This window comes from Pseudomonas sp. TMW22090 (assembly GCF_022496665.1).
GTDB classification, from domain to species: Bacteria; Pseudomonadota; Gammaproteobacteria; order Pseudomonadales; family Pseudomonadaceae; genus Aquipseudomonas; species Aquipseudomonas gregormendelii.
In genome coordinates, this window is the sequence record NZ_SCFH01000002.1 from 40,430 (window position 1) to 61,281 (window position 20,852).

21 protein-coding genes are annotated in these 20,852 nt (G+C 61.4%); 8 read left to right on the forward strand and 13 right to left on the reverse strand.

What is annotated here, in order from left to right; genetic code table 11:
* Window positions 1-158 precede the first annotated feature (158 nt).
* Window positions 159-2,213: a S9 family peptidase gene (locus tag EQV97_RS06225; protein ID WP_122837855.1), complete on the forward strand. Its 2,055-nt coding sequence runs from the start codon at window positions 159-161 to the stop codon at window positions 2,211-2,213.
* Between the two features lie 149 nt (window positions 2,214-2,362).
* Here EQV97_RS06225 and EQV97_RS06230 read toward each other — a convergent pair whose 3' ends face one another.
* Window positions 2,363-2,653 (reverse strand): hypothetical protein, encoded by a 291-nt coding sequence (locus tag EQV97_RS06230; protein ID WP_122837854.1) that lies wholly within the window; start codon window positions 2,651-2,653, stop codon window positions 2,363-2,365.
* A gap of 106 nt (window positions 2,654-2,759) precedes the next feature.
* Here EQV97_RS06230 and EQV97_RS06235 point away from each other — a divergent pair, with 106 nt between their 5' ends.
* The 4 genes from EQV97_RS06235 to EQV97_RS06250 all read left to right on the forward strand — a co-directional run bounded on the left by EQV97_RS06235 (window position 2,760) and on the right by EQV97_RS06250 (window position 4,932).
* Window positions 2,760-3,446 carry a hypothetical protein gene (locus EQV97_RS06235; RefSeq protein WP_045058731.1) on the forward strand — a complete coding sequence of 229 codons (687 nt, stop codon included), beginning with the start codon at window positions 2,760-2,762 and terminating at the stop codon, window positions 3,444-3,446.
* A 50-nt stretch (window positions 3,447-3,496) separates the two neighbouring features.
* On the forward strand, window positions 3,497-3,871 hold the full coding sequence (locus EQV97_RS06240) for a YajD family HNH nuclease (protein ID WP_045058732.1): 375 nt from the start codon (window positions 3,497-3,499) through the stop codon (window positions 3,869-3,871).
* Between the two features lie 120 nt (window positions 3,872-3,991).
* Window positions 3,992-4,462 carry an RNA methyltransferase gene (locus tag EQV97_RS06245; RefSeq protein ID WP_045058733.1) on the forward strand — a complete coding sequence of 157 codons (471 nt, stop codon included), beginning with the start codon at window positions 3,992-3,994 and terminating at the stop codon, window positions 4,460-4,462.
* Between the two features lie 92 nt (window positions 4,463-4,554).
* Entirely contained in the window at window positions 4,555-4,932 is a 378-nt protein-coding gene (locus EQV97_RS06250; protein ID WP_122837852.1) for a DUF2892 domain-containing protein, read from the forward strand.
* Window positions 4,933-4,980: 48 nt separating this feature from the next.
* Here the strand turns inward: EQV97_RS06250 and EQV97_RS06255 are convergent, their stop codons facing one another.
* The gene (locus EQV97_RS06255; RefSeq protein ID WP_240888689.1) at window positions 4,981-6,210 is read right to left on the reverse strand and encodes a hypothetical protein; all 1,230 of its coding nucleotides are present in this window, start codon (window positions 6,208-6,210) and stop codon (window positions 4,981-4,983) included.
* A gap of 26 nt (window positions 6,211-6,236) precedes the next feature.
* On the reverse strand, window positions 6,237-6,686 hold the full coding sequence (locus EQV97_RS06260; protein WP_045058736.1) for a YcgN family cysteine cluster protein: 450 nt from the start codon (window positions 6,684-6,686) through the stop codon (window positions 6,237-6,239).
* Between the two features lie 162 nt (window positions 6,687-6,848).
* Here EQV97_RS06260 and EQV97_RS06265 point away from each other — a divergent pair, with 162 nt between their 5' ends.
* Entirely contained in the window at window positions 6,849-7,442 is a 594-nt protein-coding gene (locus EQV97_RS06265; RefSeq protein WP_045058737.1) for a nitroreductase family protein, read from the forward strand.
* A 93-nt stretch (window positions 7,443-7,535) separates the two neighbouring features.
* Here the strand turns inward: EQV97_RS06265 and EQV97_RS06270 are convergent, their stop codons facing one another.
* The 5 genes from EQV97_RS06270 to EQV97_RS06290 form a co-directional block, all read right to left on the reverse strand.
* On the reverse strand, window positions 7,536-8,468 hold the full coding sequence (locus EQV97_RS06270) for a D-2-hydroxyacid dehydrogenase (protein WP_240888690.1): 933 nt from the start codon (window positions 8,466-8,468) through the stop codon (window positions 7,536-7,538).
* A gap of 114 nt (window positions 8,469-8,582) precedes the next feature.
* The gene (locus EQV97_RS06275) at window positions 8,583-8,876 is read right to left on the reverse strand and encodes a YcgL domain-containing protein (RefSeq protein WP_008036150.1); all 294 of its coding nucleotides are present in this window, start codon (window positions 8,874-8,876) and stop codon (window positions 8,583-8,585) included.
* Window positions 8,873-10,006, reverse strand: a complete 1,134-nt coding sequence (gene rnd / locus EQV97_RS06280; protein ID WP_122837849.1) for a ribonuclease D — start codon at window positions 10,004-10,006, stop codon at window positions 8,873-8,875. Before rnd ends, EQV97_RS06275 begins: the two co-directional genes overlap by 4 nt.
* Before the next feature lie 152 nt (window positions 10,007-10,158).
* Entirely contained in the window at window positions 10,159-11,808 is a 1,650-nt protein-coding gene (locus EQV97_RS06285; RefSeq protein WP_240888691.1) for a phosphoethanolamine--lipid A transferase, read from the reverse strand.
* A gap of 178 nt (window positions 11,809-11,986) precedes the next feature.
* Window positions 11,987-13,369, reverse strand: coding sequence for a glutamine synthetase family protein (locus tag EQV97_RS06290; RefSeq protein ID WP_240888692.1), 1,383 nt, complete (start codon window positions 13,367-13,369; stop codon window positions 11,987-11,989).
* A 383-nt stretch (window positions 13,370-13,752) separates the two neighbouring features.
* On the opposite strand from EQV97_RS06290, the gene EQV97_RS06295 reads away from it, so the two are divergent.
* The gene (locus EQV97_RS06295; protein ID WP_201146612.1) at window positions 13,753-14,937 is read left to right on the forward strand and encodes a cyanate transporter; all 1,185 of its coding nucleotides are present in this window, start codon (window positions 13,753-13,755) and stop codon (window positions 14,935-14,937) included.
* An 89-nt stretch (window positions 14,938-15,026) separates the two neighbouring features.
* Window positions 15,027-15,959: a LysR family transcriptional regulator gene (locus EQV97_RS06300; RefSeq protein ID WP_240888693.1), complete on the forward strand. Its 933-nt coding sequence runs from the start codon at window positions 15,027-15,029 to the stop codon at window positions 15,957-15,959.
* 82 nt (window positions 15,960-16,041) lie between these two features.
* Here the strand turns inward: EQV97_RS06300 and EQV97_RS06305 are convergent, their stop codons facing one another.
* The 5 genes from EQV97_RS06305 to EQV97_RS06325 all read right to left on the reverse strand — a co-directional run bounded on the left by EQV97_RS06305 (window position 16,042) and on the right by EQV97_RS06325 (window position 20,818).
* Window positions 16,042-16,407, reverse strand: a complete 366-nt coding sequence (locus tag EQV97_RS06305) for a 5-carboxymethyl-2-hydroxymuconate Delta-isomerase (protein ID WP_201146613.1) — start codon at window positions 16,405-16,407, stop codon at window positions 16,042-16,044.
* Between the two features lie 57 nt (window positions 16,408-16,464).
* Complete coding sequence (locus EQV97_RS06310; protein WP_122837843.1) at window positions 16,465-17,391, reverse strand: LysR substrate-binding domain-containing protein; 927 nt, start codon at window positions 17,389-17,391, stop codon at window positions 16,465-16,467.
* 92 nt (window positions 17,392-17,483) lie between these two features.
* Window positions 17,484-18,188 carry an NAD(P)H-dependent oxidoreductase gene (locus tag EQV97_RS06315; protein WP_122837842.1) on the reverse strand — a complete coding sequence of 235 codons (705 nt, stop codon included), beginning with the start codon at window positions 18,186-18,188 and terminating at the stop codon, window positions 17,484-17,486.
* Between the two features lie 34 nt (window positions 18,189-18,222).
* Entirely contained in the window at window positions 18,223-19,635 is a 1,413-nt protein-coding gene (locus EQV97_RS06320; RefSeq protein WP_122837841.1) for an aldehyde dehydrogenase family protein, read from the reverse strand.
* Complete coding sequence (locus tag EQV97_RS06325; protein WP_240888694.1) at window positions 19,628-20,818, reverse strand: pyridoxal phosphate-dependent aminotransferase; 1,191 nt, start codon at window positions 20,816-20,818, stop codon at window positions 19,628-19,630. Before EQV97_RS06325 ends, EQV97_RS06320 begins: the two co-directional genes overlap by 8 nt.
* Between the last annotated feature and the right edge of the window lie 34 nt (window positions 20,819-20,852).

Consider the following 20,852-nt stretch of genomic DNA (forward strand, 5'->3'; position numbering starts at 1 on the left):
TCCTGTAGGAGCAGAGCTTGCTCGCGATGACGTCAGCCCAATCGAAATCGATTGTGAATGCTGGTGCGCAATCGCGAGCAAGCTTTGCTCCCACAGTGCTGCAACCCAACAGACAGTGCCTGCACAGCCCTATTCCGTACATCGTCCGAGAGCCCTTCATGCCCCCATCCGCCAACATTCAAGACGCACCCATTGCCCACAAGGCTGAAGGTCCAGACCCGTATGCCTGGCTGCAGGAACGCGACACCGGCCCGGTGCTCGACTATCTGAAGGCTGAAAACCATTATCAGGAAGCACAGACCGCCGATCAGGCCGGGCTGCGTGAAAGCCTGTTCGAAGAGATCAAGGGCCGGATCCTCGAGACCGACCTGTCCCTGCCCTCCCCCTGGGGCCCGTACCTGTATTACACCCGCACCACTGCCGGTGACGAGTACGCGCGTCATTACCGTTGCCCGCGCCCGGCCGATGACAGCCTGCAGCTCGACGAAAGCCAGGAACAACTGCTGCTCGACCCCAACGCACTGGCGAAGGGTGGCTTCTTTTCCCTGGGCGCGTTCAGCATCAGCCCGGACCACCAGCGCCTGGCCTACAGCATTGACTCCACGGGCGATGAGATCTACACGCTGTTCGTGAAGGAATTGTCCAATGGTCGTGTAAGCGAACTGGAGTTCGAGGACTGTGACGGCAGCATGACCTGGGCCAACGACAGCCTGACCCTGTTCTTCGGCGAGCTTGACGACACCCATCGCCCGCACAAGCTATACCGCTACCGGCTCGACGGCACGGCGGCCGAAGAAGTGTTTCATGAACCGGACGGGCGCTTCTTCCTGCATTGCTACCGCTCCAGTTCCGAGCTGCAACTGCTCCTGGCGCTGGGCAGCAAGACGACGAGCGAGGTCTGGGTGCTGGATGCCGCGCAGCCACAACAAGGCTTCACTTGCGTGGCGCCGCGCCGGGAAGGCCATGAGTACGATGTCGACCACGGCGCGCTTGATGGCCAGTGGAGCTGGTTTATCCGCACCAACCGCGACGGCATCAACTTTGCCTTGTACCACGCTGACGACACGGGTGTGGCCCCGACCGAGGAACAATGGCAGAACCTGATTCCCCACAGCCACCTGACCATGATCGATGGCATGAGCCTTAATGCGGCAGCCATGACTCTCAGCTTGCGGGTCGGCGGGCTGCCGGTGATTGAAGTGCACCCACAGGATCTGCCCAGCTACCGCGTGCAATTGCCCGACGCGGCCTACAGCCTTCACGTGCAGAACAGCCTGGAGTTCGCCAGCGAGCGGATCCGCCTGCGCTACGAAGCATTGAACCGGCCCGCGCAGATCCGCCAGCTGGACCTTGCCACGGGCGAACAGCAGGTGCTAAAGCAAACCCCGGTGCTCGGCCCTTTCGACGCCGATGCCTACGTCAGCCAACGCCTGTGGGCAACGGCACCCGACGGCACACAGGTGCCGATCAGCCTGGTAGTCAAGCGAGATGCCCTGGGCCAACCGACTCCACTGTACTTGTACGGCTACGGTGCCTATGGCGAAAGCCTGGACCCATGGTTCTCCCACGCGCGCCTGAGCCTGCTGGATCGCGGAGTCGCGTTCGCCATTGCCCACGTGCGCGGCGGCGGCGAACTCGGTGAAGCCTGGTACCGTGCAGGCAAGCAGGAGCACAAGCACAATACCTTCAGCGACTTCATCGCCTGCGCCGAGCACCTGATTGCCAATGGCTACACCACCGCCCCGCAGTTGGCGATCAGCGGCGGCAGCGCCGGCGGCCTGTTGATCGGCGCGGTGCTCAACCAGCGGCCCGAGCTATTTGGCGCGGCCATCGCCGAAGTGCCTTTCGTCGACGTGCTTAACACCATGCTCGACCCGGATCTGCCGTTGACCGTCACCGAATACGACGAGTGGGGCAACCCTGAAGAACCCGAGGTGTACGAACGCATCAAGGCTTATGCACCTTACGAAAACGTTACTGCCCAGGCTTATCCAGCCACCCTGGTGATTGCCGGCTACAACGACAGCCGCGTGCAGTATTGGGAGGCTGCGAAGTGGGTGGCCAAGTTGCGCGCCACCAAGACCGACGCCAATCCGCTGCTGCTCAAGACTGAGCTGGGTGCCGGGCATGGCGGGATGAGCGGGCGTTACCAGGGCTTGCGCGATGTGGCGCTCGAATACGCATTCGTGTTCAAGGTGCTGGGTATCGCCTGACACTCCGGGCTTTTTCCTGTAGCCACTGGCGAAGTGGGAACAAAGCTTGCTCGCGATGACGGTTTCGCATCCAGCAGTGATGCTGACTGTCCCCCCGCTATCGCGAGCAAGCTTGGCTCCCACAGTTGGCCAGCGGCTACAACCGTTGGTTATCCGCCGGGGGATTTGATTTTGGTGCTGTTTTGCTCAAGGCCCGGCAATGTCTGGTCCTTGGGCGGATTGGGCATTTCGATCGGCGGCAACAACGGCGCGCTGCCGCTGCCAGGGCCCGCCTTGGGCACGCTGGTCGGGGTGATCTGTGGGTAGGGAGTCGGTGTCGCGGTGCCCGGTGAACCGGGCATTGGCGCAGGGCTCGTGGGAATGGTTTGCAGCTCCTGGGCCTGCACTGCAGTTATCGAGAGCGCGGCCAAGGCAATGACCGTTAGAATGGTGCGCTTCATCAATGGCTCCGTTAGCCTTGTTGTCTGGTCTCAGGCTACTCCCAACTGCGCGCGTTTGCCCTCCCCCATGCCAATTCTTCTCAAGCCAATTTTTCAAGAGAGCCACATGAAACGTTTCGTACTGCTCGACACCACCCCCATCCCTGAAAATGGCGGTGCCCTGTGCCTGTTCGAGTACGGCGAGGACTTCGTCATCAAGATCCAGGGGGGAGACGGCGGCCAGTTGATGAACACCCGCATGCACGGCTCCGAGGATGCGCTGGCTGAAATCCCCTGCCGCAAAGTCGCCGGACGGCCGAATTCGCGGGTCTTGATCGGCGGCCTGGGCATGGGCTTTACCCTCGCCTCGGCGCTCAAGCACCTGGGCAAGACGGCTGAAGTGGTGGTCGCCGAACTGGTGCCAGGCGTGGTCGAGTGGAACCGTGGGCCGTTGGGCGAAAAATCCGGTAACCCGCTGCTCGACCCGCGCACGGTGATTCGCCTGGAAGATGTCGCCAAAGTGCTGCAGGCCGAACCTCAGGGCTTCGATGCGATCATGCTGGACGTCGACAACGGCCCCGAAGGCCTGACCCAGAAGGCCAACAGCTGGCTGTACTCCGCTGGCGGCTTGAGCGCATGCGCCAAGGCGCTGCGGCCCAAAGGCGTGCTGGCCGTATGGTCGGCGAGTGCCGACCGGCAGTTTTCCGACAAACTGAAGAAGGCCGGGTTCAAGGCCGAGGAAGTCCAGGTCTTTGCCCACGGCAACAAAGGCACACGCCACACCATCTGGATTGCCGAGAAGCTCAAGGGCTGAGCTAAACTCTGTTCATAACCGTCATCAGTCTTTTTTACAAAGGTGAACCCATGAGTTCGTCAACAACCCCGACCAACACCTCGAAGCTGGACCGCATCCTCGCCGATAACCAGCGCGACAAGGAAATGGGGTACCGCGACAAGGCCCTGAAGATGTACCCGCACGTGTGTGGCCGCTGCACCCGAGAATTTTCCGGTAAGCGCCTTAGCGAATTGACCGTGCATCACCGTGACCATAACCACGACAACAACCCCCAGGATGGCTCGAACTGGGAGCTGCTGTGCCTGTATTGCCATGACAATGAGCACTCGCGGTACACCGACCAGCAGTATTTCAGCGAAGGTTCGTTGAGCTCGCCGAAGATTGCCAAGGCGACGCACAACCCGTTCGCGGCGCTGGCAGGGTTGATGAAGAAGGAAGACTGAAGGTAGTCATAGACTGGGCTGGCCCCTTCGCGAGCAAGCCCGTCCACCACAGTGCTCCAAACCAGCACCCCTGCCCCAATCCCCGTATAATCGCCGTTTTTTCCCGAAGGCACCCCGCTCGTGGCAGACAAACGGTACAGCTGCATTGGTTTGTATAACCCCAAGTCACCGGAAAACGTCGGATCGGTCATGCGCGCCGCCGGCTGCTATGGCGTGGCCTCGGTTTTCTACACCGGCAAGCGCTATGAACGCGCCGCTGATTTCGTCACCGACACCAAGCGGGTCCACTACGATATCCCGCTGATTGGCATCGATGACCTGAAAAAAATCCTGCCCCTGGGTTGCGTCCCGGTTGCGGTTGAACTGGTCGAAGGTGCCCGCGCCCTGCCTGAGTACACCCATCCCGATCGCGCCCTGTACATCTTCGGCCCGGAAGACGGCTCGCTGGACAAGGAGATACGTGACTGGTGTGAAGACGTGGTCTACATCCCGACAACCGGCTGCATGAACCTCGCAGCAACCGTTAACGTGGTGCTCTACGACCGCATGGCCAAAGGCCTGAACACCCGCTCCGGGGCGAAATTCCGCTAAATTGCTGCACATCCGATGGAACAAGCCGCCCGCGATGGCAGTCAGCTTAATTATCTATTCTTGAAGCAGTCCATCCAGCCAGGAGACAGATCATGAGCGAACTCAAACGCGTACAGCGCATTGAATCCACCCCGTTCCAAACCTACCCCGAGCAGAACGTTCACGGTTGGGAACGCATCGGCTCACTCGCCGGTGGCGTGGTGATGATGGGCAAAGGCCTGCGTCGCGGCGGGATTTTTGGTTTGATCCAGGTGGCGATCGGCGGCGTGGCCCTGGCCCGTGGTATCACCGGCCACAGTTCGGCCAAGAGCCTGCTGGAAAAGAGTCGCCAGGACATGAACAACGTGCGGGCCAAGATCGAGCGCGCCGGGGAAGAATTGACCCAGTTGAAGAAGAATGCCGAGGCAGCGACCAGTACGGCTACTGTGACTGGCAATGATTCGCTGGTTTCTCCGAAGACTGGGGTTTAAGGGCAAAAGATCGTCCGAACGCGGGCCGTGTTCGGACGATCTTTTGACTTAGTGGAGTAACCCGGTATCCAGAACGCTGGAAGGCTCGCCAATCACACTCTCGGCCAACTGCACAAATTCCCTGGTATCTACACTTTCCAATCGCATCGCCCCGCGCAGCACATCGTCCAGCGAGCGCTTGTTGCGGGTCTTGATGCGTATCTCCTGGTCCAGCTCCCCCAGCAGCAACACCGCCCTGCCAATCTGCGCCGGATCGACCTGCTCGCCGCGCAGGGTCTTCACCTTCTCGCCCTCTCGCGCCAGTTTTTTGTGCAAGCTGGCATACCGCTCATCGCTCATGCCGCCCGCCCGGCGTACCAGTTCGATGGCGTAGTACTCGGCGAACCCCTCACTGATCCAGTCGCTTCGCTGCTTGTCATTGATGCGTGCAAACAGCTGGGCCAACTCGCGCACCAGTGCACTGCTGCCGCTTTCGCTGACCAGCGGTAACCGGGAGTTGAGGTATATGGATTCACGTGCCGCCAGACTCCCGCGCCACATAGGGTCACTGGCGCCGACGATCAGCAGTTTGGTCGGATGCCGAGGGTACACCGCCTGGACCTGGGGCCAGATGAACGTCAGCAGCGTCAGCACGTCCATACGCCGCATGCCCTGTCCCTGAGGGGACGCCACCGTGACCTCGGTTTCCCCAAGCCGCGTGCGACGAGTCCCCAGGTGGCCGGCGAGCATCCATCCTGTGGGTCGGTCGAACAGCCGGGAGATGTTATCAATGCGGAATTTGTTCCGGCCGATCCGCGGCCAGGCGGTCTCCACGCTGTTCCAGCCCGTCGGCAACTCGAACTCGAGACGCGACACCAGCTCGATGCCGTCCTGCTGATCGAGCCTGGCGGCGGGCACTAGATCGTCGCCGCGCATCAGCGCCCAGGTGGGCGTCATGCGCGTCTCGAAGCTGCCGCCCTTGCGACCATGGCTGATGCGCACGCGATAGGTCAGGCTGGACTTGTCGGCAGCCGGTCGCCAGATGCCGCGCGCGTGCTTGCCCGGCACGAGTTGCCACTGGCCGTCGGCCTTGAAGTCGCTGTAATGGCTGCCATCGCCCAGGTCGAAATCCAGGCTTCGGACGGCCGAACCCTGGGCAAGTGTCAGCCGCACCTCGGCCTGGTCGCTTTGCGGCAACAGGCGCACGTGGTAATCGAGATCGACTTTCTTCGCCGCCCACACCGATGAACTCAGGGCCAGCAGCCCCACCGCCAACGCCTGGCGCAATCCCACAGCCATACACTCTCCTTGTGGCGAGCGGACAATCAACCCGCGCGGAAAATCAGATGGTCTTCCCAATCGTCTTCGGCCACGCTGCCTTCGGCCAGCATGCGCCCTGATTGTGAAATGCGTTCATGGTGCACCGCATCGCGATCACCGCAGACCAGATGGTGCCAGAGTGGCAGGTCCTTGCCCTCACTGACCAGGCGGTAACCGCAGGTCGGTGGCAGCCATTTGAACTCGTCGGCCTTGCCAGGCGTGAGCTGGATGCAGTCTGGCACCGAAGCTCGACGGTTCGGGTAATCACTGCACTGGCAGGTCTTCAAATCCAGTAACTTGCAGGCGATTCGCGTGTAATAGACGCTGTTGTCATCTTCATCTTCGAGTTTTTGCAGGCAGCACAGGCCGCAGCCGTCGCACAGCGATTCCCATTCCTCTTGATCGAGTTGATCGAGGGTTTTGCTTATCCAGAACGGTTCGACTTTGGCGGCCATGGTTCGAGCATCGACATCAGGTGGTGAAAAGGCCGCCAGTCTAGTGCCACAGGCCCTGCGGGCCAAGCATTGGCGACTGCCGGTAGAACTCACTTGTCAGTTTTGACGCCGCCACGTAGGGTTTTGCGTCGCCCACTTTCATACCAAGCAAGGAATCTGTCGATGAGTGCCAACCCGCGTGTTGCCGATTACGCTATCCACCCACAGTTCACCGACCGCTGGTCGCCCCGCGCATTCACCGGCGAAGCCATTCCCGAGGAAACGCTGCTGAGCTTCTTCGAAGCCGCACGCTGGGCGCCCTCGGCCTACAACTCGCAGCCGTGGCGGTTCCTGTACGCACGTCGCGACACGCCAAACTGGGAGCGTTACCTCGGCCTGCTGAACGAATTCAACCGCAGCTGGGCGCAACATGCCTCGGCGCTGATCATTGTGATCTCCAAGACCAGCTTCACCGCCCCGGGCGCCAGTGAAGAAACCCCGGCGCTGTGGCACACGTTCGACACCGGTTCGGCCTGGGGGCATCTGGCCCTGCAAGCGAGCATCAGCGGTTGGCACACTCACGGCATGGCCGGGTTTGACCAGGCGCTGACCCGCAAGGAACTGAACATCCCCGAGGGTTATGCCCTGCACGCGGCGGTGGCTGTGGGCAAGTTGGGGGACAAGGCGACCCTGGCGGAATACCTGCAGGCACGCGAGTTGCCAAGCCCGCGTCGGCCGTTGGCCGAGTTGGCGGCTGAGGGTGATTTCACCCTCTAAAAGCAAAAGATCGCAGCCTTCGGCAGCTCCTACAGGTGTACAACACATGGCCCTGTAGGAGCTGCCGCAGGCTGCGACCTTTTCGGAGACGACTCAATACCCGCGACTGAAATCCACTTCCCCGCGCAACGCTTCGCCCGCCTGGTACGCCCGCAGATTCTCGACGAACAGTTGCACCATCATCGAAGGTGAGGTCGGTGCCGAGCTGTGGCCGGTGAGCAGCAAGCCCCACGCTGTCCAGAACGGATGCCGCTGCGGCAATGGCTCCTGGCGGCAGACGTCGATGACCGCGCCGGCCAGATGCCCTTCCTTCAAGGCTTCCACCAGATCGGCATCGACTACCGCGACTCCACGACCCACATTGAGGAACAACCCGGTGGGCTTGAATTGCTTGAACAGCGCAGCATCGTACAGATCGTGGGTGTGAGGCGTGTTCGGCAACAGGTTGATCACGTAATCCATTTCACCCACCAGCCGAGGCAGGTCCGACAGGGTGCCGACCTCGACAAATGGTGCCTGCTCGCGGGCTTCGCTGGCGATGCCGTACAACTCGACGCCAAAGGGCTGCAGAAAACGGGCAACGGTCTGGCCGATGTCGCCAGTGCCGGCGATCAACACCTTGCGACCCGCCAGGCTCTGGCCCTGGCGACTGTCCCACTTGCGCTCGACCTGGCTGACCAGGCGCGGCAGCACCTCGCGCTCGTGACCCAGCAGATAGGTAAGTACGTACTCGGCCATGACCTGGCCAAAAATCCCCACCGCCCGGGTCAGACGGTAGTGCCGTGGCAAGCCGTCGGCGAGCAGCGGTGTGATTCCCGCCCAGGTCGACTGCAGCCACTGAGGTTGGTGACCCTGACGCAGCAGGTTCGCCAGCAGATCCGGCTGGCCCAGCCAGACCGGACAGTCGGCAGCCTGGCTGGCCAGTTCGGCGGAGTCACCACTGGTCAGCACTTCCAGCTCAGGCGCGGCCTGGCGCAACAGTTGGGCGTACACAGGATGGTCGTGTTCAGCAATCAGAACGCGCATGGTTCAAACCTTTCGAAAACAGTGCGGACAACCGCCGCTGGAGTCAGCCTCCATCGCGCGGTCATCGCCAGATATCAATTCCAGTGTTTCAGGGAAGCTCGCCGCCTTGGCCGATTACATCGGGTCGTTGCGTCGCAGCAACTCTTCCGGAAGGTGCTCGATGTACTCGTCTTCGGCGGGCGGCATTTGCAGGTGGTAACCCTGTTTGTCGAGGTTTTCCAGCACCACGGTGATGTCCTCGCGCGACAGCTTGCGCTCAGGCGTGAGCACCAGGTCGAACGCGTGGTGCGGCTTGCCGAACGCCGCCATCAGGCTCTCCGGCACGCGCTCCAGGGCATCGCTCTTGAGCACATACAGATACATCTCGTTCTTTTTCAGGCTTCGATAAATGGAGCAAATACGTTTCAAGGCTGTTCTCCGGCGGTGGCCAGGCTGTCGAGCAGCGCCTGGCCCATCAATTCGCGGCGCCAGCCACGCAGCGAATCAGGCAATTGGTAGGGACCATTGGGAAAGCCGCTCTTGAGCAAGGCTTCCAGGGTTTTCTTGCGCAGCATCAGTTCCGGCGCAATGTTCAGGCGTTCGGCTTCGGCCTGGCCGATCGCACGCAGTTGCTTGACCAGCGCGGCGGCTTCCACCGGCAAGGGTTCAGGCACGGCAGGCGGCCATTGATCAGGCGACACACTGCCTGAGCGCTTGATCAGATCAAGCAGAAACTCGCCGTCCTGACGCACGGTACGCGGGTGCATGTCCTCGATCTTGCCCAGCGCACCCAGGCTGTCCGGCTGAGTGCGCGCCAGCGGCCACAAGGAATGCTCGCGCACGATGCGGTTGCGCGGAAGATCACGGGCGCGGGCTTCGCGCTCGCGCCAGGCGCACAATTCACGCAACACGGCCAGTTGGGCACGGGACAGCTTCCAGGCCAGCTTGGCTTCGCGGTAGACCTCGTACGGATCGACCTCGCGACGCAAGTTGGCGACCAGTTCGGCACCATCTTCCAGAACCCAGTTGTATTTGTCTTCAGACAGCTTCGGACGCAGCCGTACGAAAACTTCCGCCAGATGCAGGGCGTCTTCCGCTGCGTAGCTGATCTGAGTGTCGGAAAGCGGACGTTGCAGCCAGTCCGAACGAGTCTCGCCCTTGGGCAGGTCGATCCCCAGCACTTCCTGCACCAGCCGCGAATAACCCATGGAGAAACCCAGGTTCAGGTACGCGGCCGCCAGTTGAGTGTCGAACAGCGGCGCCGGCAGGCTGCCGGTCAGGCGCAGCAACACCTCGAGGTCTTCGCTGCACGCGTGCACCACCTTGACCACCGCCGGGTTTTCCAGCAATGCGGCCAACGGCTGCCAGTTGTCGATGGTCAACGGATCAATCAGGTAAGCGCGCACGCCATCGCCGATCTGCAGCAGGCCTGCAATCGGGTAAAAGGTGTCGACCCGCATGAATTCGGTGTCGAGGGCAACGTAGGGCAGTTGCTGCCATTCGGCGCAAAAGCGACCGAGGCTATCGTTGTCGCGAATCCAGTGAATATCGATGGCCACACGGCTCTCCCTTGAAGAATGGCGCGCAGTATATATCGCCCCCGGCGATTTCCGCGCCTCCACTGAACAAGAGCTTTAGCGAAAAGATGTACATGACGGCAAGAAATGTCTGACGGGCGGAGGTTTACGGGGTGCAGGCCGCTTCGCTTGTCCTACTGTTTGGCCAGCACTCCATCGATCACCGCACCGCGACAGCCGGCAAACATATCCAGGTCCTGGTCGTAGACCTTGCTGTTGACCTCCAGCAGGCCCAGCATCGAGTGAAACAGGTTGTCCTGGCTCAGGGGTTTGTCACGACTTAGCTGCAGGCAGTGGGTGTCCACCGAAAACGACTTTTGATAACTGTCGGAGAACCAGGCCAGCATCGCCACATGCTTTTGCTGGTCCGGTGCGAGCATGTAAGGCGTGCCATGCAGGAACAGGTTGTACTCACCCAGGGATTCGCCGTGATCCGACAGATAGAGCATCGCCGTGTCGACTTTGTCCTGATTGCTGCGCAATACGTCGATCAGCGAAGACAGTACATGGTCGGTGTACACCAGGGTGTTGTCGTAGCCATTGATGATACTTTCTCGACTGCAATTGTTCAGCGCATTACTTTCGCAAACAGGGGTGAAGTGTTCGTATTCCTTGGGGTAACGCTTGAAGTATTCCGGGCCATGGCTGCCCATCTGGTGCAGCACCAGCACGGTGTCCTTGTCCAGGGAGTCGATGAAATGCTGCAGGCCCTGCAGCAGGATTTCATCGCGGCATTCACTGCTGGCGCATAAACCGGGCGTCTGCAGATTGCTGACGTCTTCAAAGGTGACGCGGTCGCAGGTGCCTTTGCATCCCGACTGATTGTCACGCCAGATGACGTCCAGCCCTGCCCGCTTGAGCACATCCAGCAGGCCCTCTTCGCTTTTTGCCTGGCTTGCGTTGTAACCCTTGCGGCCCATGTTGGAAAACATGCACGGCACGGAGACAGCCGTTTCAGTGCCGCAGGAATGCACATCAGTGAATGCGATCAGGCCCGCCTCCTTGTCAAGTTTGGGCGTGGTATCGCGACCGTAGCCAAGAATGCCGAAGTTTTCCGCCCGGGCACTTTCGCCCACCACCAGCACCGTCAGGGATTTGCGGCCGTGGGTTTGCCAGGCAGGATTACGCTGGGCGTCTTCGCCAATCTTCACAAAGGGGCGCTGTGCCGTCGCAACCTGCTCCTTAATAAAGCCAAGCGAGGCAGCAATATAATTACTTGGCACCACCATCAGGCGTAATTCGTGGTGGTTGCGAAACAATGAGGACAGGCCTTGATAGTTAATAAGCGCAATCGCTCCAATGACCGCAGCCGACGCCACACTCACCAACCCTTTGCTTAATAGCTCGCGGTGCCAACGCCGATAATTGACAGGCAACTTCCACAACAACCAAGAGGGTAAAACCCCAAGCAACAATATATAAGCCAGCAACTTAATTGACAGTAAATCGCGAACTTCCGTTGCGTTGGTCTGGGCAAAGTTGCGCAGCATGCCAATGTCCATCAGCACGCCATATTGACTCATGAAGTACGCCACCCCGGCGCTGCACAGGAAGATCAGCGTCAGTGCAGGTTTCAGGACAGGCCGAAACGCCAGCAATGTCAGCACGATGTTGAAGGCTGCCAGGATCATCACCCCGAACGCGATCCGCATCGCCAGCCCCTGGCCGTCGTTGGCGGTGATCTCGGCCAGGTGCTGCCACAGTACGAAATTAAAACCTGTTAATAAAAAGACACTGGCAGCAAGTGTCACCCACTCGGGGCGAACGGCTTTTAACTTCAACATGATGTCGGCAGTTCCTGAAGAGAGGCGCCTGGGACAAATGTGAAAAAATCATTTATCCCGGCGACATTAACTCTAGGCAGCCAACCATCAATTTTTTGTGAAAAATTAGCCAACGATTAGTTGGCTAATGGCACATTGATCAAACTTGCAGCCTATTTGAGAATGATTCAGCCTGCCCTTAGGCCTGGTGCAAGTACCAGCGCCAATCCTGTTCGCCGACCTCGCCCATGAATTGCCGATACTCGGCACGCTTGACCGCCAGGTAGACCCCGAGGAATTCAGGACCGAACGCCTCCCGCGCCCAACTCGACGCTTCCAGCGCGCGCAGGGTGGTCAGCCAGTCAGTGGGGAGTAATTCCTTGGCCTGGGCATAGCCATTGCCTTCCACCGGTGCCCCGGGGTCGAGTTTTTCAAGAATGCCGCGATGGATACCGGCCAGGATCGCCGCCGCCGCCAGGTACGGGTTGGCATCAGCGCCACAAATGCGATGCTCGATATGCCGGGAAAACGCCGGGCCGCCGGGCACGCGCAAGCTGACCGTACGATTGTCCACGCCCCAGGTAGCAGCCAGCGGCGCGTAGCTGTTGGTCTGAAAGCGGCGATAGGAATTGGCATTCGGGCAAAACAACAGCAACGAATCCAGCAAGGTGCTGAGCATGCCGCCGACCGCATGCCTGAGCAGCGGCGTGCCGTCCGCCGCTTCGCTGGCAAACAGGTTGTTACCCTCGCAGTCCGCCAGGCTGACGTGCATGTGCATCCCGGTGCCCGCCAGGTCATCGAACGGTTTGGCCATGAAACACGCCGTCATCCCGTGCTTGTGCGCCACCCCCTTGACCAGCCGCTTGTAGCGTACCGCTTCGTCCATGGCCTGCAGCGCATCAGTGCGGTGTTCGAGGGTGATTTCCACCTGCCCGGGCGCGTATTCGGAAATCGCCGTACGCGCCGGAATGCCCTGGAGTTTGCAGGCGCTGTAGAGATCGGCCAGGAACGGTTCAATCTGCTCCAGCTCGCGCAGGCCATAGACCTGAGTACCCCGTGGGCGACCGCCGTCGACGTCCCGCGCCGGCTGTGGGCGTCCTTTACCGTCGCGCTGCTGATCCAGCAGATAAAACTCCAGTTCCGCCGCCATCACCGGGTAATAACCGTCGGCCTGCAAGCCCTCAATTACTTTGGCCAGCAGATGCCGCGGGTCGGCAATGGTCGCCGGCATTCCTTCGGTCGGGTGCATGCTGACCTGCACCGCCGCCGTCGGAATCAAGCGCCACGGCATGCGCGTCAGGCTGCCGCTGACCGGGTAGGCGCGACAATCGATGTCACCCACGTCCCACACCAGCCCGGAGTTTTCCACGTCATCGCCATTGATGGTCAGGCCAAGGATAGTGCTCGGCAGCGGGCGGCCAGTGGCGTACACCGCCAGCAGCTCATCGCGGTGCAACAACTTGCCCCGTGGTACTCCATTGTTGTCGAGGATAAACAGCTCGAACATCTCGATGTCCGGATTCTGTTCCAGAAAGGTCAGGGCTTCCTGCTGTGTGGCGAAGGCGGTCGTGGCACTGCTCATGGGATTTCTCTTGTTTGCGTGTCAGGCAAGCGCGCACGCGCTGCCCGATTGATCCCGAAACGTGCCGGGACCGGTTATTGATGAATCAACGCAGAACGCAGAAATCCGGCGGGCGCGCGTGACGGCAGTGCCACAGCGCCCAGAAGGCCAGTTCGGAAGGAAGTGTGACGGGGCAACCGTCCATAGGACAAACCGTGCAAAACAGATGACAGCAGCGTCACACGGGTGGTTGGGGTATTAAATCGGCATTTGAAGAACCTTGGGTGTGGGTTGGCTAAACAATCAGCACTATTTAGTTTCCAAATACCAAAGACGACTTTCTGATTTGCCGCCCGCCAACTCGCGCCGGCTTAATCGGCACCTGCTCATTCAAGGTCCGATCCATGGAAACCGTCCGCGCCACCGCCCGCCCCGCCCTTCTACTAATGTTTGCCATCGTCCTGGTTGCGCTCAACCTGCGCCCCTCCATGGCCGCCATCGGCCCGTTGCTGTCGGCGATTCGTGGGGACATTGAACTGAGTTTCAGCCTGGCGTCGCTGCTGACCATGCTCCCGGTGATGGCGATGGGTGTGGCCATGTTCTTCGGCATCCGCGTCAGCCAGCGCCTGGGCGAACAACGGACCGTGTTCCTTTCCCTGCTGATCATCGGTGTGGCTACCGCATCACGACTGTTCCTCGACTCCGCAGCCGAACTGATTCTCAGCGCCGTGCTGGCAGGCGTGGGCATTGCCCTGATTCAGGCGTTGATGCCAGCCCTGATCAAGTCGCGTTTCAGGGACAACGTCGCTCTGTGCATGGGCCTCTATGTCACCTCGATCATGGGCGGCGCGGCCATCGCCGCCGCCTTTGCCCCGCTGGTGATGATTCGCACCGGTAGCTGGCGAGTCGGCCTGGCAGTCTGGGCCGCGCTCGCGGTGGTCGCCCTGATTTTCTGGATGGCACAGCCCGCGCAGCAATCGCTGATCGAATCAAAGTCGGCCACCAGGCAGTCTTTTTTCAACAATTCCCGCGCCTGGCTGCTCGCCATCTTCTTCGGCCTGGGCACCGCGTCCTACACTTGCGTGCTGGCCTGGTTGGCGCCGTACTATGTGGAAAAAGGCTGGAGCGAACAGGACGCCGGCTTGCTTCTGGGTTTCCTGACAGCCATGGAAGTGCTGTCCGGCCTGGCCACCCCGGCCATCGCCAACCGCAGCCGTGACCGCCGCCTGGTGCTGGTGGTGTTGCTGGGACTGATCATGGCCGGCTTCTGCGGCCTGATCCTCGGCCCGCAGCACTTGAGCCTGATGTGGCCATGCCTGCTGGGGCTGGGCATTGGCGGGCTGTTTCCAATGAGCCTGATCGTGTCCATGGACCACTTGGACAACCCGCAACGTGCGGGAAGCCTGACCGCGTTCGTGCAGGGCATCGGCTACCTGATCGCCGGTGTCTCGCCACTGCTCGCGGGTATGATTCGCGATCATCTGGGCAGCTTCGAGTGGGCCTGGTGGGGCCTGACTGCCGTCGTGGCGCTGATGATCCTCATGGTCCTGCGCTTCGATCCCCGGCACTACGCTCGACACATTCACTGAAGGAAGATTCTCCTGATTCCGTCGATCCGTTAGGATCCTTCGCAGACTGTTGCGCCCACCTGCGCAACAAGGACTGCGAGACGCAATGGATGCTCAACAGCAACGTACTTAGAAAGCTCGACATGCAGGACCTCATGGTGTTCGTTGCCGTGTACCAGCAACACAACGTCACCGCCGTGTCCGAAGCCCTGTGCGTCAGCCAGTCGACGGTGAGTTACTGCCTGAAGAAACTACGCGCGGCTTTTGCCGATGAGTTGTTCCTTTACAGTCGTTCCGGCATGCAGCCCACTCACAAAGCCGACCGCATGTACCCGCACGTGTTGAAAGTCCTCGAACACATCAACCTGTGCCACGCCGGCGCAACGACCTTCGACCCCGCCCTGCGGCCAACCACCTTCAACCTGTGCGCCCCGGAATATTTCGAACAACTGATCCTGCCACGTCTGCTCAAGCACTTCGCGTTTGCTGACTGGCCGGTGACCGTCAACGTGCACAAACTCGAATCCGACATCCCGGCCCAGGCCCTGCGCGACGGCAGCCTCGACCTGGTGATCTGCTTCGGCCCGAACTTTCATCGCAGCCACGGCGACATCAAGTCGGCGACGCTGCTGGAAGATCAACTGGTCTGCGTCTTCGACAAACCCGCCGCCCCCGGCGAGCCCCGGTTGAGCCTGGACGAACTCGTCGAACGCCGCCACGTGTTCCCCACCCCGTGGACTTCCAGCAGCAACATGGTCGACGGCTGGCTGGCACAACAGGGGCGCAGCCGCCAGATCGTAGCGCGGGCCAACAGTTATGGCGCGGCATTGAAGATGATCAAGGGGACGGAGTTCGTGGTGATGTTGCCGAAGAGTATTCAACAGGCGCTTGCTGGCGATGGCGGGTTTGGGTGTTGCGAAGCGCCGGTGGGGTTACCAGGTTTTTGCCTGGATATGCAGTGGCATCAGGGAATGGAGAAGGATGGCGCTAATGCCTGGTTACGCGAGCAGATCGATCTGGCATGTGACCGTCAGAGCAAGTAGCGCAAGGACCAGGGCTCACACTGTGATGGGTGAGCCTGTTCCAATCCCAAGTGGAGATAACTGGCTGACAGCTCCAACTCAATCAGTGCCCAACCGCCGTCTTCGCATAAGACTCCCGATCAATATCCAGAATCTCCACGCACAACTGCACTTCCACACCGGCTGGCCATTCGCACAAATCCTGCACCACTGCCAACAGGCTCTCCGACAGTTGCTTCTTGATCTGCGGTGATCTCCCGCTGAGCAGCGCCAGTTTCACATGCACAAACCCACGCTCGGCCATGGCGGTGCCGACCTTAAAGGTCTCGACCTTGATCGCGCGGCTTTTGATGTCGAATTCGGCAGCGAACTGGCCAGACCCCACCAAGGTATTGTTCAGCCGGATCAAGGCGACGTCGGCGTTCAGGCCTGGCAGGTTGGCGGTGTATTCCATGTGCAGGTGGGGCATGTCGAATGCTCTCTGAAGTGGCGCAAGGGTCATACGTATAGCACAGAGTTTGCGGGCTCACGGCGCTGGGGGCATAAGATCGGTCGCGCTCATGAAGGTTTCCAGGCGTTTGCGCAGCCAGCGTTCGGCAGGGTCGGTGTCGACGTGGCTGAGCCAGACCATCGACAGGTCCAGGGTCGGAGTCTTGAACGGGAATGGCTCTTTGAACAGTGCACCGGACGCGGCCATGGCTTCGGCCGTGTAGTCCGGCAGGCTGGCGATCAGGTCGGTGCCTGCCAGCAGCGCGGGCAAGGAGCTGTATTGCGGCACGGACAGCACGACCTGGCGGGTGCGGCCGATCTCTGCCAGCCATTCATCAGCGTAGCCACTGACGTTGGCGGTGTGGGACACCAGCACGTGGGGACGCGCGCAGTATTCGTCCAGGGTCAGCGGGGTGTCGGACGCATCGGCGCGCAGGATGCTGGGCTGGATGTGCCGCAGCAATTTGCGCTTGGCGTTGGCCGGCAGACCGCGGGTCTGGCTGATGCCGACGGTGATGTCGCCAGACGCCAGCAAGTCGGGAATGCGCCAGTAGTCGACATGCTGCACCACGAACACCACTTTCGGCGCTTCCTGGCGCAGGGCCCGCAACAGCGGCGGCAGCAGGCCGAATTCGACGTCATCCGACAGGCCGATGCGGAAGGTCATGGTGCTGACTGCGGGATCGAAATCGTGGGTCAGGCTCAGGGCGATCGACAGCGAATCCAGGGCCGGCGAAAGATACTTGATCAACTCTTCGGCGCGTGCGGTGGGTTCCATGCGATGGCCGACCCGAATGAACAACGGGTCGTTGAACATCGCACGCAGGCGGTTGAGCGCCGAACTGATGGTCGGTTGGCCGAGAAACAGCTTTTCGGCAACGCGCGTGACGTTGCGTTCGAGCATCAATGTCTCGAACACCACCATCAGGTTGATGTCGGCCTTGCGTAGCTCATTGCGATTCATCCATTGCCCCCTGGTCCCCTGAACTGCGGGCAGTGTAGAAAGACCTGGGGCCTGGCGTCCATCGGCATGAACGCCAGCGGCGTGACGTGCACTCACACGGGCAGCGGATAAAGGGCCTCATCGAACTGCGCCAGGCGCGGGAACGTCAGTGGCTGCTCGTCGCTCAGGTGCTCCAGGCGCTGCTGGTAATCGTGCAGGAAACCCTTGCGGGCCTCGTCGCTGATGTAAGGCACGTGCCAGGCGACAAAGGGTTGCAGCACGTCGAAGCCGACGTAGGCCAGGGTGCCTCGCAGTATAGGACGCAGCATGTCTTGCAGCGGACCGTGAATCGCGCCCTCGCCGAACATGTGCTCGCGCCCGCCGAGGGTGACTGTCACCAGTGCCTGCTTGCCGCTCAAACCGCCCTGGTCGTAAAAACGCTTGCCGCCATAACACACGCCGGACACCAGCACCCGATCGATCCAGCCCTTGAGCATGGCCGGTGCGGAGAACCAGAAAATCGGGAAGTTGAGGATCAGCAGGTCTGCCCACAGCAGTTTGTCGAGTTCCTGCTGGATATCCGGCGCCAGGGACTGGCTCTTGACGCCCAGGCGTTGCTCCAGGGCATACACCAGGTAGTCGGGATTGTCCCGCGAGGAAAAATCATCGGCGCTGGCCACCGGGTTCCAGTTCATCGCGTACAGATCACTGACCTTGACCTCGTGCCCCTGGGCCTGGAGTGTCGCGACAGCCTGGTCACGCAGGGCTGCGGTGAACGAGTTGGGTTCGGGATGGGCGTGAACGATCAATACTTTCATGGGTATTCCTTGAATGCTGGCACGTTGGGGGGAGTCATACCTGGATCGCCTTCACTTCGACGAATTCGTTGAGTCCTTCCTCCCCCCATTCACGACCATTGCCTGACTGTTTGTAGCCACCGAATGGCGCCTGATAGTTGAACGCCGCGCCGTTCAGAAAGCACTGCCCGGCACGCAGCTGCCGGGCCAACTCCAGGGCCCGCTCCCGGCTGCCGGTCCAGACGCCGCTGGACAGGCCGAAAGGCGAGTCGTTGGCCATGTGGATCGCCTGCGCTTCATCGGCGTACGGAATCAGGCACAGCACCGGCCCGAAGATTTCTTCCTGGGCGATGCGCATGCGGTTGTCGACGTCAGCGAACAGCGTCGGACTGACGTAGAACCCGCGCTCGAATTCGTCAGTCTCGCCACCGAGCACCAGCCGTGCGCCTTCCTGCTGGCCGACCTGGATGTAGTCGCGCACGGTGCGCCGCTGGGCCGCAGAACACATCGGCCCAAGGAAGCTCTGCGGGTCCAGCGGATCGCCCATGCGCAAGCTTTGGGCCTCGGCGATAGCGATTTCCACAGCCTCGGCGTAACGGCTCGCCGGCAGCAGCATGCGGGTCAGTGCAGTGCAGGTCTGGCCAGAGTTGATCATCACGTCCTGAACGCCATAGCGCACCGCTGCGGCCAGGTCCGCATCCTCGGCGATCAGCAGCGGCGACTTGCCGCCCAGTTCCAGGCACACGCGCTTGACCGACGGCGCCGCCGCCTGGGCCACACGAACGCCAGCGCCGGTGGAGCCAGTGAACGACACCATGTCCACGTCCGGATGCCTGGCCAGCGCTTCTCCGACTTTCGCACCCGGCCCGCTGACCAGGTTGAACACCCCCGCAGGCAAGCCGATTTCCTCGATCATCTGCGCCAGGAAGAACGCATGCAGCGGTGTTTCCTGGCTCGGCTTGACCACCACGGTGCACCCGGCAGCCAGCGCCGGCGCCAGTTTGCCGATCAACTGATGCAGCGGGTAGTTCCAAGGGTTGATGAACGCGCAAACGCCCACCGCCTCGCGCACCACCCATGAGTTGCCGACCTCGCGGACTTCATCCATCAGGCCGGCCAGTTCGATGTATTGCTCAAGCCCCTCGATGGGCCCGTCCACCTGGACCGCACGGCACCACTGCACCGGCATGCCCAGTTCCGCGGTGATCACTGCGGCCATTTCGTCGGCACGCTCGCGCAATTGCCCGGCCAGCGCGCGGATGTAGCCGGCGCGCACGCTTGAAGGTGTGCGAGACCATGAACCGAAGGCACGCCGAGCCGCAGCTACCGCGCTGTCGACATCCCGTTCATCGCCCAGCGGCACTGAACCGGCGGCGGTCTCGGTCGCCGGGTTGATCACCTGGGCGACGCCCTGCCCTGACGGCGCCTGCCAGCGGCCATCGATAAACAGCGCTGTGTAATCATGCATAGTGTCGGGTCTCCATCAGTTCACTGGCGCAGCGGGCGATGCGCCGGCAGGCGTCACTCAGGTGTTCTGCCCCCACCACCAGGCCCAGGCGTATATGCCCGGCGGCACTGGGGCCGAAGGCTTCACCGGCCAGCACCGAGACGCCATGGCGGTCGAGCAGACGGTCGGCGAATGCCTGGGCGCTGAGCCCGGTTTCGCGTATGTCGACCATCACGAACATCCCGCCATCGGGCGTCAGGGGGCGCACGCCGGGGCAGTCGGCAAGGCTGGCGCAGACTAGATCGCGTCGCTGGCGATAGGCATCGCGCATGGCCTGCAACTCCGGCAGGTTGCTTTGCAGCGCCACCACGGCAGCGTCCTGAATGAATTCGGGGGAGCCATACAACATGCACAGCGCGAGGTTTTCCAGGTGCTCCGCCAACGCCGGCGGCGCCACCGTCCAGCCGACTCGCCAGCCGGTCATGGCGTGGGATTTCGACAGGCTGTTGAGCGTCGCGGTGCGCTCGGCCATGCCCGGCAAACTGGCCGGGCTGACGTGCTCGCCCTCGAACAGCAATTCGCTGTAGACCTCATCGGAAATCAACCACAGGTCATGGTCGATGCACAGCCCGGCCAGTGCCTGCCAGGTGGTGCGCGGCAGGCTGGCGCCAGATGGATTGTGCGGACTGTTCAGCGCCAGCGCGCGAGTCCGCGGGGTGATGCGCGCCGCAACGTCTTCGGGTAATACCCGGAAGCCATTCTCGGGCCGCACCGGCACCGGGATCACCACCGCACCGCAAGCCCCGAACACCGCTTCGTAGGTCACGTACATCGGCTCGGCGACTATCACTTCATCGCCTGGATTGAGCACGCACTGGGCCACGCAAAACAGCGCGCACTGGGCACCGGCAAGCACCGTGACCTGGTCGGCCGACACCGCCTGGCCGCTGCGTTGCTGGTGCCGCCTGGCAATGGCTTCGCGCAGGGTGCGTTTGCCGCGCACGTCGGCGTAGTGAGTGTTGCCATTGAGCAGGCTGTCGATGGCCGCCTGGACAATCGGCACCGGGGTGTCGAAATCCGGATCGCCCACGGACAACAGCAGAATGTCTTCGCCCTGTTGCTGCAGCGCCAGCGCGCGGTAATGGATGTCCCAGGCAGCGGCGCCGTCACCGGCGATTCGTTGGGTCAGATCGGAAAAACGCATGGCCTGCTCCTTTTTAAAAGCCAAAAAAATGAAA

What these genes read in the sequence shown, in the direction of transcription:
- EQV97_RS06255 (WP_240888689.1), bottom strand. Translation starts at nt 6,210, where the DNA reads ATGGCTGTGGGATTGCGCCAGGCGTTGGCGGTGGGGCTGCTGGCCCTG.
- EQV97_RS06320 (WP_122837841.1), bottom strand. Translation starts at nt 19,635, where the DNA reads ATGCATGATTACACAGCGCTGTTTATCGATGGCCGCTGGCAGGCGCCG.
- EQV97_RS06300 (WP_240888693.1), top strand. Translation starts at nt 15,027, where the DNA reads ATGCTCAACAGCAACGTACTTAGAAAGCTCGACATGCAGGACCTCATG.
- EQV97_RS06260 (WP_045058736.1), bottom strand. Translation starts at nt 6,686, where the DNA reads ATGGCCGCCAAAGTCGAACCGTTCTGGATAAGCAAAACCCTCGATCAA.
- EQV97_RS06310 (WP_122837843.1), bottom strand. Translation starts at nt 17,391, where the DNA reads ATGAATCGCAATGAGCTACGCAAGGCCGACATCAACCTGATGGTGGTG.
- EQV97_RS06295 (WP_201146612.1), top strand. Translation starts at nt 13,753, where the DNA reads ATGGAAACCGTCCGCGCCACCGCCCGCCCCGCCCTTCTACTAATGTTT.
- EQV97_RS06285 (WP_240888691.1), bottom strand. Translation starts at nt 11,808, where the DNA reads ATGTTGAAGTTAAAAGCCGTTCGCCCCGAGTGGGTGACACTTGCTGCC.
- EQV97_RS06240 (WP_045058732.1), top strand. Translation starts at nt 3,497, where the DNA reads ATGAGTTCGTCAACAACCCCGACCAACACCTCGAAGCTGGACCGCATC.
- EQV97_RS06230 (WP_122837854.1), bottom strand. Translation starts at nt 2,653, where the DNA reads ATGAAGCGCACCATTCTAACGGTCATTGCCTTGGCCGCGCTCTCGATA.
- EQV97_RS06270 (WP_240888690.1), bottom strand. Translation starts at nt 8,468, where the DNA reads ATGCGCGTTCTGATTGCTGAACACGACCATCCTGTGTACGCCCAACTG.
- EQV97_RS06265 (WP_045058737.1), top strand. Translation starts at nt 6,849, where the DNA reads ATGAGTGCCAACCCGCGTGTTGCCGATTACGCTATCCACCCACAGTTC.
- EQV97_RS06315 (WP_122837842.1), bottom strand. Translation starts at nt 18,188, where the DNA reads ATGAAAGTATTGATCGTTCACGCCCATCCCGAACCCAACTCGTTCACC.
- EQV97_RS06325 (WP_240888694.1), bottom strand. Translation starts at nt 20,818, where the DNA reads ATGCGTTTTTCCGATCTGACCCAACGAATCGCCGGTGACGGCGCCGCT.
- EQV97_RS06250 (WP_122837852.1), top strand. Translation starts at nt 4,555, where the DNA reads ATGAGCGAACTCAAACGCGTACAGCGCATTGAATCCACCCCGTTCCAA.
- EQV97_RS06235 (WP_045058731.1), top strand. Translation starts at nt 2,760, where the DNA reads ATGAAACGTTTCGTACTGCTCGACACCACCCCCATCCCTGAAAATGGC.
- EQV97_RS06225 (WP_122837855.1), top strand. Translation starts at nt 159, where the DNA reads ATGCCCCCATCCGCCAACATTCAAGACGCACCCATTGCCCACAAGGCT.
- EQV97_RS06305 (WP_201146613.1), bottom strand. Translation starts at nt 16,407, where the DNA reads ATGCCCCACCTGCACATGGAATACACCGCCAACCTGCCAGGCCTGAAC.
- EQV97_RS06290 (WP_240888692.1), bottom strand. Translation starts at nt 13,369, where the DNA reads ATGAGCAGTGCCACGACCGCCTTCGCCACACAGCAGGAAGCCCTGACC.